Source organism: Lysinibacillus sphaericus (genome assembly GCF_002982115.1).
GTDB lineage: Bacteria > Bacillota > Bacilli > Bacillales_A > Planococcaceae > Lysinibacillus > Lysinibacillus sphaericus.
In genome coordinates, this window is the sequence record NZ_CP019980.1 from 351,243 (window position 1) to 365,105 (window position 13,863).

Below are 13,863 nucleotides of genomic sequence, written 5' to 3' on the forward strand. Positions count from 1 at the left end.
CAAATCGACAACTGGTTACTGCTAATTTAAATGGTAATAATCCCTATTGCTATTGCAATGCCTAGTAAAACAATGCTTAAACCCCACATCCAAAAGAAAGAGTATTTTAGGTGTTTTCCCATCTCTAAACCAGATAAGCCTAAAGCTAACCAGACAGCAGGGGCAAGTGGTGAAACAAACGTACCGACAATATTACCAATAATCATGGCATATGCAGTGGAGAGAGAGTCAATACCAAAAGATAAACCAATCTGTTCAACTACAGGAAGCAAGGCGAAATAATAGGCATCCGTACTTAATAATAAATCAAAGGGTACACCTAATATACCGATAATAATATGCAAATAAGATGATAGTCCTGCCGGTAAAATATTGACAGCATTATTGGCAATAGCATTTAACATGCCTGTGCCATTTAGTATGCCCAAAAATAAGCCCGCTGCAATAATAATCGACGCCATCGTTAACGCATTCGGAGCATGTGTCCGCACGCGCTCCATTTGTTCTTTAGGTGTACGATAATTAATGGGCAGAGCAATAGCTACCCCGATTAAAAAGGCTAATGCTGCCGGTACAATACCCGCGACTAAAACCCCGATTACCATGACAGCAATTACTGCATTCACCCACAATAGTTTTGGTCGTCGTAAAGATAGGTCTACTTCGGATGACACAACACCTTGTGTAATATGTTGGTCGTCATGCGTAAAATCAAGTGTGCCGTATTGCTTCAGAATACGGTGCTTTTCTCTAAAGCCAAGGTATAAGGCTAAAGCTAACATTGATAGAACACCAATGATTTGAATGGGTATTAACGGATACCAAAGTTCAGTGATATCCACCTCTAACACGGAAGCCACCCGCCCTAATGGACCTCCCCAAGGAACCATGTTCACCACTGCTGCAGCTCCAGCAATTAATAAAAGTAATAAGTATGGATTCATGCGCAAGCGTAAATATAAAGGCAATAGTGCTGGAATCGTAATTAAAAATGTAGAAGCACCAGACCCGTCTAGTTGAGCCACAACAGCAATTAGTACAGTTACAATAGCAACGACAACAATACGCCCCTTTGTAAGCGCAATCATTTTGTTGATCAATGGCTCAAATAATCCAACGTCCTGCATAATACCAAAGAAGATAATAGCAAAGATAAACATTACCGCTACGTTCATCACAGAACTTAGTCCGGAACTAAAGAATTCCCCTAATTCCTCGAAACGAAAGCCAGCGATAAAAGTAGCGATTATCGGTGGAATAACCATTGCAACAAGCGGCGAGACACGCCCACTTATTAATAAGGCAATAATAACGATAATGGTGATGAAACCAAGGATACTTAAGCTCAAAAAAACCCCTCCCTTTAATTGAGTATTCTGACTACTAAAAGGTAGCATGCTGAAAATAGGGAGGGAATAATATGGTCATAAGTTAGATAAGATACATACTATTCATTTTGTTCATAAGTTCCATAGTATATATATTTTCTTTCAGGTCTACCAATTGTTCCGTATATCGGTTTGATGTACAAAAACTGTTCACCAACTAAGTATTCTAAATAGCGGCGGGCAGTTGAACGACTAGAACCGATGATTTCACTCAATTGTGAGGCTGTAAGTTCCTTGGTTTTTATTTTTTCGAAGACCTCTTTAACTGCTTGTAATGTGTGTAAATCAATGCCTTTTACAAAGGTATCTTCTGTAGCAGTAGATTCACGATAAAATATGGAATCAAGGTCAACTTGCGTGAAGTTTGATGTGTGTCGAAATAAATGAAATGTATGCAAATATTTTTTAAACGCTTGATGAAGTCGTTGTTGTTCAAAAGGTTTAATTAAGTAATCTAAAATGCCTAAATCTATGACATCTTTTATTAAATCTCTTTCTGTTGCAGCAGAAATAACGATTATGTTGATGGCAGGATAATGATGCCGTATATGGTGTACTAAAGAGCTCCCTTCGACATCAGGAATATACAAATCGGTTAAAATAATCGCTGGTAAGTTGGTGGATTGTTTTAGCTTTTCAATCGTTTCTTGCCCAGTCCGTAAATTTTCAGTAACGGTAAAACCACCTATTGTATGAACATAATCTGCATGAATGTTTGCTACTCTAAAGTCATCTTCTATAATCCATACACTTGTGCAGGCTGTTGTCATAAGCGCTTACCTCCTTTAGGAACGATTATTAAAAAGCACGCTCCTGATAAATCTCCAGCATCTAATAAAATATCTCCATTTATTTTTTCGAGAGCTTTTTTGCTGATTGTTAGGCCATGTCCTCGATCTAAGCCTTCCTTTGTTGAAAAACCTTTCGCAAAAATTTTATCGGTCAGCTTGTGGTCAATACCGGGGCCGTTATCTTGAATCTCCAATAAATAATGATTTTTATAATCGTTAATAGATAATTGAATTATTTTATCGGAGGACGGCAAGTTTTTTAAAGATTCAATAGCGTTTTGAAGAACATTGCCAAGTGCTGTAAGAATAGCATCCTCCTGAAGTTTAGATAATTTCATAGATGGGGGAATTTCCTTCAGCTCGAGTTTAATGCCCAGTTCCGTTGCTTCTGCCAGCTTCCCTTGAATTAATGCTAGGAGTAGAGGGGATGTGCCATTATTATTTAGAAAAGCTTGATGTTTAAGATGAATATTTCGTTGTTCTTTAATGTACTCAATTGCCTGATTGTAATGTTTAGAAAATAGCAAACCTAGAATAATATGAAGCTTATTCGCAAATTCATGTGTATAGGCGCGTTGCATATTGGCATAATGTTTGACTTGTTTCAGTTCATCAATAATTTTTTGGATGTCTACTTTTTTTCTAAATGTATATAAAGAACCTATTTTCCTTTTCTTTTCCACTAAAGGCGCTTTATTTAAGATGATAATATGTTCATTGAGTGTTAGCTCTAAGTTATGAATATGTTGTTCTGCAACGATTTTAGGTGTGAAAATGTGCTCGATTTTAGTTCCCATCCATGCTGAAATGGATTGATTGTGAGTAGAATCTAGCATTCCGTATGCACTTTTATTAATAGTGGTAATTTGATTTAAATGATCGACAGCAATAATCCCTTCTTCCGTCGTTTCTAAAATCACTTTGTTTTGTTGATATAATTTAGCAATTTGGATTGGTTCCATATTAAATAATAATTTTTTAATATAAAGAGAGATGGCGATTGCCCCAAGTATACCTATGAAAAGAATAATAATTGTGTAATTGAGCCACTTCATAAGATGGTCTTTGATGATTGTATCGATATGCGCGGTTAAAAAACCGACAGAAACAACACCGATAATGTTTTCGTCTATCATAATAGGGGCTTTACCTCGGATTGATTCACCTAAGGAACCAACCGTTTTAGAAATATAGGCTTGTTTATTTAGTAATGCAGCATCATTGTCCCCACCGACCATGGGATGTCCTATTCGATCTTTTGCGGGATGGGAATAACGAACACCTTGTGCATTGCCAACTACGATAAATGCTGCATTTATCTCCTCTCTTAAAGGTTCGACGATTGGTTGGATAATGTCACTTGGATTTTCATGCTCGAATGCTGTAATAATCTCCTCCATAGAAGCGATTGTTTTAGCAATATTCAATGCTTCCACGCCTATTTGCTTTTCTGTTGTATCACGTATATGTTCTTGCAATAGATACATAAAGAGCCCACATATCATTAAAATTAAAATCGACATTAAAAAAATCATTTTAACTGTTAGGGACTGACCCCGATATATAAGACAGTAATCAAAAAAGCATTACCCAACCAGTTGTCGGTATTGAACCGGCGACTGGTTGTTTAGTTTCGTTTGAATTCGGTTATTGTTATAATAGTTTATATAGTCTTTGACAGTTTGTTCTACGATGGCCGTCGTAGTACTGTTCAAATTGTCTAAGTAGAATGTTTCAGACTTTAACACAGAATGAAACGATTCGATTGGGGCATTATCAGCGGGCGTACCTTTACGGGACATGCTCATGGTAATGCCTTTTGCTTTTACGGCCTGTTGATAATCATACGATGTGTATACCGCCCCTTGGTCACTGTGCAACGTACACCCTTCGGGCAAATGATGAAGTTGAGCTAATGTATCCAGCACAAAATCAGTATCTTGGCAGTCTCCAATCGAATAGGCAATAATTTCACCATTATATAAATCTTGAATACTTGAAAGATACAACTGTTTTTGACCAAATGGCAAGTAAGTAATATCAGTTACGAGCTTCTGTAACGGTGCGGTGGCTTCAAAATCGCGATTTAATAAATTTGCTGCGATTGCATAAGGTTGTCCTGTTCGTTTCCGTTTTTTCACTTTCACGCGACATTGCCAACCATATTTTTGCATGATACGTTGAACCACTTTATGATTGACGCACATTTCTTGACGTAAGAGTGCTGTAATTTTTCTGTAGCCATAGCGAAATTTATTTGCTCGACAGAGTTCACCGATACGTCTCTCTATTGCTTGACGAGACCTTGCATCGGTTGATGCCTGTTTCCAACGATAGTAGGTAGATCGTGCAATCCCAAAGTGTTTACAAATGTCCTTTACAGACATCATGCTTCTTAGTGACGCAACTAACTGTACTGCTACTTCTCCAACCACTTCCTCTCCAACTCTGCGTACTTTTTTAGCACCTCAATTTGTTGCTTTAAATAACGGTTTTCCAATGCTAATTTCGTTTGTTCATTGTCCGGTTCAGGACCCTTATTAAAGATATATTGTTTGCCTACAGGTTGTTTCAAACGATTGACTTCACCATTTCTATACCAACGCACCCATGTTTCGACCTGTGTTTTATGGCGTATATTTAATTCCAATAGAATCTGTTTGACAGGTACACCCGCTAATCGCATCTTAATCGCTTTCATTTTTACTTCATAGGGATAACTCACTCTTGTTCCCATAGAAAAAACACCTCCAAATTGAAATTTAAGTATCTATACCCGAATTTCAATCGAAGATGCTTTTTTTATTTGTCTATACCTATTGGGGTCAGTTCCTTAGAGACTGGAATAAACTTCTCATATTTCACCTCTAGATAGTTTTCGTTTGCCATCTTGTAAAAAGAGCGTATTTGGGAATAGAATAGCATACACCAAATAAAGAGTTCGAGTCATTTTATAGTGGCTAAATTAATCATAAAAAGAATTTTGCTGTAAATACTTAGCGTTACAATAAAAGCAAGGGGTGATGGCTATGTCAAATGAAGTGAAAAATGTACTGCCACCTGTTGTTGATGCTTCAACAAAGGTGCTTATTGTTGGCTCAATGCCAGGAAAGCTCTCATTAGAGAAACAGCAATATTATGGCAATCCGCGCAATCACTTTTGGGCTATTATTGGGCAAATAGTAAATAGAACAATACCGGAAGATTATAAAATGCGAATAGAGTTGCTAAAGGAAAATGGGATTGGTCTTTGGGATACCATCGAATCGTGTGAGCGCAAGGGTAGCTTAGATGCCGCCATTCGCAATGAAAAACCAAATGATTTTAAAACGCTTTTTAAACAGTATCCAAATATAGAACTTGTGCTTTTTAATGGTGGGAAAGCTTTTGAAGTGTTTAAAAAGCATATTGGTGTTGAGGTTTTAGATGGACGAGCCTATCAAAAGATGCCATCGACTAGCCCAATCCCTGGAAAAAATATAAAATCCTTCGACGAAAAGTTAGCGGATTGGCGAGTGATGCAATCGTATTTAACGTAAACGAGGTCATATGGTAGGCTAATTGCTCAAGCGACTTTCGCCCCCTTACATATAGTGAAATATGTAAAAGGGGGGGGAGTTTGTATTGAATTTATATCCAAATAATAATTATGGGGAAAATTTCAGAGGTCCGAGTTGGAATGTTCCAGGTATTCCGCCAGTTGGACCACCACCAAATATGGGCCAACCACCAAACTTTGGACCACCGTCTTCTGGGCAAATGCCAATGAGTGCTCCACCAAACTTTGCTCCACCTATGCCCGCGTGGCATGGTGGCTCAAATGGCATTCAATCGTGTTTATTTAGAAACACGTATTTATGGATGAACAACGGAAGAAATTTTTGGTTTTTCCCTACAGTCATAGGTAGAGAATTTATTGCGGGATTCCGATGGAGTAATAGATATGGATGGCGTTTCCGTACATTAGCAAGAGACCATATTCTTTCGTTTGAATGTTTTAGATAATGGATTTAAATCGTAGGGATTCGAATGGAGCATGTAGAAAACTGCCGAAATTTAAGTGGGCATTGTGCCATAGCGATTTTCTAAAAGGCGCGAGATGAAAATACGAAGCGAATGTATTCTGTTTTTAAGTAATTGATGTTACAATAATTGTAACTAAACATGAAGGGACGATGGGTGGCTAATGATTAACTAATCTTATTTTTTGCACATGAAATGTATATTTCAATGAATCAAAAATAGGATTAGTCTGCCCATTTTCCATAAAGTGCACGATTGTAGGCTCAAACGCCTGCTATTGTTGAACGTATACTAAAAATGCAAATTACCGTACGAACGCGCTTGGTGTGGCATTTTTAGTATTGGAGCATCTCATAATAAGGCTCAAACATTGAGCTTTTTTGTGTTTGATATTTCGCGACTAATCCTTCCAAAATAATTGGAGGGATTTTTTTGTCCCTCTATATAGAGAGGAACGGATGAAATGAAAGAACTTTTAAAAATACAGAATGTACAGTATGAGGTAGGAGACATACGGATTTTTGAACAGGTGACAGCAACAGTAAAACAAGGCGAAGTCATTGGTATTATAGGAAAGAATGGAGCTGGCAAATCGACATTATTACAGCTTATTCAAGGCATCCTAACTCCTACGGCAGGACAGCTAGTGCCGTTGCAGCATGTTAAAATGGCCTATGTGGAACAAGAGCAAGCAACTATAGACAGTTGGGAAGTAAGCGCAGAAGAAGCGGATTTACTTGCCAAATGGCATGTACCAAACATCGAGTTTGCAGCATTAAGCGGTGGAGAAAAGCTGAAAAGGCGACTAGCAAGAGGTTTTTCACAACATGCGCAATTACTACTGTTGGATGAACCGACAAATCATTTAGATGAAACAAGTACAGCGATGCTTATCGCTCAAGTAAAAAAATATGATGGTACAATTATTGTTGTTTCTCATGATCGTTATTTTTTAGACGAAGTTGCCACTAAAATATGGTCTTTGGAAGATGGTAAACTGCTCGAACATAGCGGGCATTATACAAGTTATATAGCGGCTAGAGAGCAACAAAGGCTAGCGCAACAACGCGCCTATGATAAGCAGCAAAAGAATATTGAACGGATTGAAGCGCAGATGAACGAGCTATCCTCTTGGTCGCAAAAGGCACATGCACAATCGACCAAGCAGGAGAGCTTTAAAGAGTTTTACCGAGTAAAAGCAAAACGAATGGATGCACAAGTAAAATCAAAGAAAAAGCGCTTGGAAAAAGAGTTAGCAAAGAACAAAGTTGAGCCGCCTAAGCAAGAAGAGGAAGTGCGGTTTTCAGTAGAGACAAACCAGCGAGTAGGCAAACGATTTTTAGAATGTAAGCATGTAACAAAATCTTTTGGTCAGCGTCTTATATTTCAAGATCTAACAATGACAATACAATTTGGTGATAAAATTGCCATTACAGGTCCAAATGGTAGTGGCAAAACGACTTTATTGAAGGTGCTGACAGGACAAGAAAAAGCAGATGGTGATTTGTGGATTTCACCGGCAGCTACTATCGGCTATTTAACGCAGGATGTATTCGATTTGCCATTGAATCTTACACCAGAGCAATATTTTCACAAGGAGACATTCGAGGAAAGAGGGAAAGTCCGCAATGTCATGAAACATTTAGGGTTTACTGCAAGTCATTGGACAGCACCTATTGGCAATATGAGTATGGGCGAGCGTGTGAAGTGTAAGTTGATGGCGTATATTTTAGAAGAAAAGAATGTTCTAATTTTAGATGAGCCAACGAATCATCTTGATTTGCCTTCAAGAGAGCAATTAGAGAAAACGTTGGAGCTATATACAGGTACATTGCTCGTTGTGTCGCATGACCGCTATTTTATTGAGAAAACAACAAATATTGTGTGGCAGCTTGAAAATAAAGGAATCGTGAAAAAATGGAGAGAGAGCATACCACAGCAACAAAATGATACAAGTGCACAACGGCTAAAGTTAGAAAATGAAAGACAAGAAATACTTGGCAAACTTAGCTTTCTAACCGCCAAAGATAAGGAATATGCTGTGCTTGATCGGAAATTTAATGAGTTGACGAAGCAAATTAATGAACTCCGCTAGTTTGACGTTTAAGACAGCAAAAAGTGGGGAACATTAACGTAATTTCAGTAAACAATTGCTCGCTTTTATAAGTTGGAGACTCTTATGAATGTCATAAATCTTCGGGCACACTCGAAAAATTAGGACGTAATAGATAAAAAGCAAATATTGAGGTGTCTAGATGAAAAAATTATTTTTTATAACTATACTAACGATTAGTATCATTAGCGCATGTACTGAAAGAGATACGAATAGTAAGCAAGATACACAACAAGACCATCAATGGAACGAAAATAAACTTTGTATTTCTGAAACAACATCTAAAGACACAGTCTCTTCTTTAACGCAGGCAGAAGCATTGAAAACCATAAAGGAGCAACTTGGAACAAAACTAGCCATTGTTTTGCCAACGAATGTTCCACTAACGGAAGGAGCTTTTTTAACCGCAACAACTAAAAGTGAAGAACAACAAGCTGAAGTTCTATTTCTAGAAAGTAAAGAGTATCTTCCGGTTAATGATGTAAAGCTAAAAAATGCAACGGCCGCAACTGCGATTGCCAAACTTACTGTAAAGCTCTATGACAGTATAGATGAGGCAAGCGAACAGATTGCTTATGAAGAATTTAGTAAAAATGGAGGGCAACAAGTTCCGCTTGGCTTCAATATGACTGGTTATCAGGATGCAGGCGCAGGCTCGTTATGGATTGGTTGGAATGAAGGAAGATGGGCAATAGCAACTCATACCCGAACAGATAATCCAGAAGCTGGAGTAGAGCTGGCAAAACAAGCAGTACAATATTTAGAATCCCATACACTTCCAATCCCACACGAACACGGTATGGTACATTTAGATGTTTATAAAACAGGAAACTTAATCGTATGGCAGGATGGAAAGCTTGTCTATACGCTTGATTCCATTAAGGACCCGATGAAGGCACTTGCAATGGCAACAGCTTTTAAGCAATAATAAGTAACCCCTGAGCGCAAGTACGCTCAGGGGTTTTTAATGACTTATTAGCTTTTGTAATAGCCATGTTAATTATGCATTTTACCAATTCAAATGCGACAAGTTATGCGAACTTGGTGTTAAGAGCATTCATTTCTTTTTACTTATGAAAGATTGCACGAAATAAACGCGTTATGCCTTCTTGTATTTCATCTTTCTTTAAATGTCCGAATCCTAAAATAATTTGATTGTTATGTTTCCCTTTACTAATGGAATGATCTTCTACGGGATATACTTTCACACCAAATTGCTCAATTTTTTGGAGTAATGCGCTTGAGAAATGAATGTTTTGCATTTCTACAACGAGGTGCAATCCAGTGGAATAGCCTAAAATTTTTATTTTATTTGAAAAAGTTGTATGTAAACAATCGATAAGAAAATCTCTATTATTCTTATAATACTTTTTCATTTTTGCAATATGTCGTTCTAAGTAACCCTCTTTAATAAAACGAGCAAGAATAAGCTGATCTATCGAAGGTGTGTGTAAGTCAGAAAACCATTTAAGCTGACGGCATTTTTCAACAAGGTCTATTGGGAGAACCAAATAACCAATTCTTAATGCGGGTGAAAGAATTTTACTAAAAGATCCAATGTAAAGCACACGATGGGGGTCTAATCCTTGCAATGAACTTACAGGAGGACCTTCATACCTAAATTCACTATCATAATCGTCCTCTACCAAATAACATTCTTTGTGCCTTGCATAGTTTATTAATTGAATTCTGCGTTGGATTGGTAAAGTACCCCCTAATGGAAACTGATGAGAAGGGGTAATAAAGATGAATTTTGGCTGTCGATCTTGCGGTAGTAAGGCTGTTCGCATACCGCATTGATCGACAGGAATAGCATAAATAGAAGCTCCAGAAGATTTAAATATCGTTTGAATATCATTTGTAATGGGGTCTTCCATAATCGCTTCATCATTTGCTAACAAAAATAATCGAGTGATAACAGTCAATGCTTGTGTAGCGCCTGAGGTGATAACAATTTGATCTGGATGACAGTCAACACCCCTCGTTCGTAGTAAATAGTTGGCTAATTCTTCTCTTAATTCATATCGACCTTCGGGTTGATCGTAACCAAAAATGGCAGGATTCGTATCGTTCCAGATATTATGGGATAATTTAGCCCATGTTTTCCGGGGAAATAAGTCTAACGCAGGTATGCCCGAACGAAAATCAATTTTTGGTGCTGTTGTTTTGTTTACTATCTTTTTTTGAACAGTTTCTTTGCTAGATAGAGTTAAGTGGGCGCCATCTGCAACAAATGTACCTGAGCCCCTATGGGAAACTAAAAATCCTTCTGCCACGAGTTGCTCATAGGCTTCTAATATGACATTTCTGGAAACATTTAATTCAGAACAAAGTTTACGTGTGGAAGCCAATCTCTCCCCGCTTTGTAATGTTCCATTTAAAATTTTTTCACGAATTTGTCGATAGACCTGTTTATTTAATGGTATATCTAACGCTCTATTTATAGGTATCCATAACATGTTTGCTTTACTCCTTCTTAAAATTGGTACCGTCAAAATGTATAATAAGTGGCTCTATTTTTACCAATATTACCATGATAGAGTAATTTTAAATAATACACAGGAGATGAATAGATGAAAAAACCACAAGAGTTAGTTATGGAAGCATTGAAGTCGGCTGCAAGAAATAATCAAATGAAAGATGCATTTCAACAATCGAAAGAGCTGTATCCATTATTGTTGAAAGCCGCAAAAAGATATGTGGCAGGGGAAGTTAGAGCAGACGCCATTGCTGTAGCAGAAAATTTATTAGCGAAAGATTATCAAGTTTCACTGGAGTTTATAGGCGAAAATACTGTGCATCTTGAGGAATGTCAAAAGGCTGTGAAGGAATTTATGACGCTAATTGATGAAATGGGTACGCTGTCTTTGAAGCAAACCGTATCGTTTGATTTGTCGCATATAGGACTGTCTATAGACAAGGAAATTGCTTATAAACACTTGCTTCAACTTGTTCAGCATGCTAATACGCATGGCATTATTTTAATGGTTAGTATGGAGGAATCTTCAAAGACAGATGCTATTCTCGACATTTATAAAAAGATAACGGCGCAATACGACAATATCGGAATAACCGTACAAGCTCATTTATACCGCACTGAAATGGATTTACAAGAGCTTGTTCAATATCCTGGAAAGATACGAATAGTCAAAGGGGCATTTCAAGAGCCAAGTACTATGGCGATGGAGAGGTCAGAAGCATTGAATCGTCGCTATCTACAATTTATAGATCAGTTAATCAAGTGGAATCATCCTTTTTCAATAGCAACCCATGATGAAGCCCTTATACAAGAGATGGAACAACGTCACTATTTTCACCAATCAAATGTAGAAATCGAGATGCTTTATGGCATTCGTCCAGATTTAATTCGAAGTTTACAGCGAAAGGGATATAACTGTAAGGTATATCTGCCATATGGGCAAGAGTGGTATTTATACTTGTGTCATCGTCTTGCTGAAAACCCAGAAAACTTATATTTAGCAGTAACAGATATGTTAAGTACATCATTACTAGATAGCAATCAAGGCTATTGATGAAACAAATTATTTCAGAGGGTGTTTTGAAAGTTGAAACATAGGAGAAAAGTGCATTGAATGGATGGGATTTTACAATGACGTTATAGAATAATATGTATCGTTAAACGCCCGTGCAACCGCAAGGACGCTCATATGTTCATAGAATATTATGTTTTGCAAGTATGTTTAGACTATGTAGATACTCACACACTATATGAAGAATCCGACTGTAAAGGTTTTTGGCTTGGACCCCAACGATTTGTCTGTGGCTGACTATCAAGCACTGTAAATACAAATAGTACGATTGCTCCAAAGGGGATGAAAATGATTAAAATCCATGCTCCACTGCGCCCTATATCATGAAGACGGCGGACCGTCACAGACAAACTAGGAATCATAAAGATTATTCCAAACAACGTGCTGAGTATTCCCACCTCTGGTGAAAATTTGAGATTTAGCATCTCTTCAATCATTACTATTACAAATGAAATAATAATTCCGAAAAGGTAGTACATCCAATATTCTTGTCGTCGAGCGCGACCACTAAAATTGAATGTGTTCTTCAAGGCATGTACAAACCACTTCATCAAAATGTCTCCTTACTAGAAATCTAAAATAGTTTATATTTAAGAGAGAAGGATGTATAGAGAATTTAATTGATTCATCTAACATAAGACTTTTCACTGTTGTTGTTCCCAAAGGTTGTTAATCATTATTTTTAATGGTTGAAATTCAATAAATCAACTTCTTTCTTAATCTTAATAATGCTTGTTATGAAATAGGTTGCATTTTTTCCTTAATATGTATTATATGTTATACTAAATACAATATAAGTCAATTAGAATAATGTTGAAGAACTACTAGAATACCATGTATCTATTACAGTAGATACATGGTTAGAAAACCGTTTCTAGTGCTCATGTTTTTCTTTGCTATATAGTAAAATGGTTATTTAGAAGTAGATGGTGATAGTAAAATTGAGCTTAAACTAGTTTAAGGCGAAGAGGTACATGAAAACAGAGAACGAAGAATAAAAATGAGTTTTAGTATCAACAGTAAAAAATTGTTGAATGAATAATTCTTGAACAAGTAACTACTTTGTCAGAACACAACTCAGTTATACCCTACACAACTTCGCAGAAGGAGGTATAAAAATGGGCTATCAACAAGCTTTATCACGTTATATTGACGCAACAAATACACATGATTTTAACAACGTCAAAGCATTATTACATCCACAGGCGGTTTATTGGTTTACGGATCGAACATGCACGTCGCTAGAAGAAATAGAAGCTTATTTCAAGCATGCATGGCATGTTATTCAAGATGAGGTTTATCGTGCAACCAATGTACAATGGCTTACTGCTGATGAAAATGCCGCTACATGTATCTATACATACCATTATGAAGGCTATCACAACGGCACATTTGTATCAGGTAGCGGGAGAGCAACGAATATTTTTACTGTTATGAATAATGAGTGGAAACTTATTCACGAACATTTAAGTAGCTAAGGTGACCTTAAAACCACTTGAATTAGTAGCAATGCCAATTGCCTAGCACCCTTTTTAATCTAGCTTTACCGCATAAATGCGAGAGCTTTCTCCCCAAGGATGATAGCCAGTACCGATATAGGAAAAGCCATAGCGCTCATATAGACCGATATGATCTGTACAAAGATAGAGCTGTGGAAAACCATGTTGCTTTGCATCCTTCTTAGCTTGCTCTAATAGCAATGCACCATAGGCATGACCACGATGGCTTTCCTCAATATACACCGCACAGACCCAAGGATATAAATCCATCCGACTTATAAAGTCATTGGTAATTAAACCAGCACAGCCGATGATTTCATCATTATTCATTAATACATACCACTGTGGGAGCGGTACCTGTGCATCGATGCAATGGGCAATACAATCCTCATAGAGCATCATACTTTCCTCACTTGCCCATTTGCTCTGAATATAACGGGTCGCCATTTCAGCATAGCTTGGCTCCTTGCGTATGGAAATAATCTTCATTTTCGCCAC

The 13,863-nt window shown here is 37.3% G+C and carries 13 protein-coding genes; 6 read left to right on the top strand and 7 right to left on the bottom strand.

The window, feature by feature from the left end; genetic code table 11:
• Positions 1–26: 26 nt before the first annotated feature.
• The 4 genes from LS41612_RS01780 to LS41612_RS01795 form a co-directional block, all read right to left on the bottom strand.
• A complete protein-coding gene (locus LS41612_RS01780; RefSeq protein WP_024363998.1) occupies positions 27–1,349 on the bottom strand; it encodes a CitMHS family transporter in 1,323 nt (440 codons plus the stop codon).
• A gap of 98 nt (positions 1,350–1,447) precedes the next feature.
• Positions 1,448–2,158, bottom strand: coding sequence for a response regulator (locus LS41612_RS01785; protein WP_024363997.1), 711 nt, complete (start codon positions 2,156–2,158; stop codon positions 1,448–1,450).
• Positions 2,155–3,666, bottom strand: a complete 1,512-nt coding sequence (locus tag LS41612_RS01790) for an ATP-binding protein (protein WP_051147769.1) — start codon at positions 3,664–3,666, stop codon at positions 2,155–2,157. The genes LS41612_RS01785 and LS41612_RS01790 overlap by 4 nt, the downstream gene beginning before the upstream one ends.
• Before the next feature lie 99 nt (positions 3,667–3,765).
• A protein-coding gene (locus LS41612_RS01795) for an IS3 family transposase (RefSeq protein ID WP_105928880.1) occupies positions 3,766–4,916 on the bottom strand; the annotation gives its coding sequence in 2 pieces (ribosomal slippage) (positions 3,766–4,643 and positions 4,643–4,916; 1,152 coding nt in all).
• Between the two features lie 292 nt (positions 4,917–5,208).
• Between LS41612_RS01795 and LS41612_RS01800 the strand changes: the two genes are divergently transcribed.
• From LS41612_RS01800 to LS41612_RS01815, 4 genes are all read left to right on the top strand, one after another.
• A complete protein-coding gene (locus LS41612_RS01800) occupies positions 5,209–5,718 on the top strand; it encodes a DNA-deoxyinosine glycosylase (protein ID WP_024360828.1) in 510 nt (169 codons plus the stop codon).
• Positions 5,719–5,803: 85 nt separating this feature from the next.
• Positions 5,804–6,184 (top strand): hypothetical protein, encoded by a 381-nt coding sequence (locus tag LS41612_RS01805; RefSeq protein WP_024360827.1) that lies wholly within the window; start codon positions 5,804–5,806, stop codon positions 6,182–6,184.
• Positions 6,185–6,665: 481 nt separating this feature from the next.
• A complete protein-coding gene (gene abc-f, locus LS41612_RS01810; RefSeq protein WP_024360826.1) occupies positions 6,666–8,297 on the top strand; it encodes a ribosomal protection-like ABC-F family protein in 1,632 nt (543 codons plus the stop codon).
• Between the two features lie 160 nt (positions 8,298–8,457).
• Positions 8,458–9,243 carry a hypothetical protein gene (locus LS41612_RS01815; RefSeq protein WP_024360825.1) on the top strand — a complete coding sequence of 262 codons (786 nt, stop codon included), beginning with the start codon at positions 8,458–8,460 and terminating at the stop codon, positions 9,241–9,243.
• A gap of 139 nt (positions 9,244–9,382) precedes the next feature.
• Here the strand turns inward: LS41612_RS01815 and pdxR are convergent, their stop codons facing one another.
• On the bottom strand, positions 9,383–10,774 hold the full coding sequence (pdxR, locus tag LS41612_RS01820; protein WP_024360824.1) for a MocR-like pyridoxine biosynthesis transcription factor PdxR: 1,392 nt from the start codon (positions 10,772–10,774) through the stop codon (positions 9,383–9,385).
• Positions 10,775–10,888: 114 nt separating this feature from the next.
• On the opposite strand from pdxR, the gene LS41612_RS01825 reads away from it, so the two are divergent.
• A complete protein-coding gene (locus LS41612_RS01825; RefSeq protein ID WP_024360823.1) occupies positions 10,889–11,848 on the top strand; it encodes a proline dehydrogenase family protein in 960 nt (319 codons plus the stop codon).
• A 185-nt stretch (positions 11,849–12,033) separates the two neighbouring features.
• Here the strand turns inward: LS41612_RS01825 and LS41612_RS01830 are convergent, their stop codons facing one another.
• A complete protein-coding gene (locus LS41612_RS01830; RefSeq protein WP_024360822.1) occupies positions 12,034–12,417 on the bottom strand; it encodes a DUF805 domain-containing protein in 384 nt (127 codons plus the stop codon).
• Between the two features lie 567 nt (positions 12,418–12,984).
• Between LS41612_RS01830 and LS41612_RS01835 the strand changes: the two genes are divergently transcribed.
• Positions 12,985–13,344 (top strand): YybH family protein, encoded by a 360-nt coding sequence (locus LS41612_RS01835; protein ID WP_024360821.1) that lies wholly within the window; start codon positions 12,985–12,987, stop codon positions 13,342–13,344.
• 54 nt (positions 13,345–13,398) lie between these two features.
• On the opposite strand, the gene LS41612_RS01840 is transcribed toward LS41612_RS01835, so the two are convergent.
• Complete coding sequence (locus tag LS41612_RS01840) at positions 13,399–13,854, bottom strand: GNAT family N-acetyltransferase (RefSeq protein ID WP_024360820.1); 456 nt, start codon at positions 13,852–13,854, stop codon at positions 13,399–13,401.
• Between the last annotated feature and the right edge of the window lie 9 nt (positions 13,855–13,863).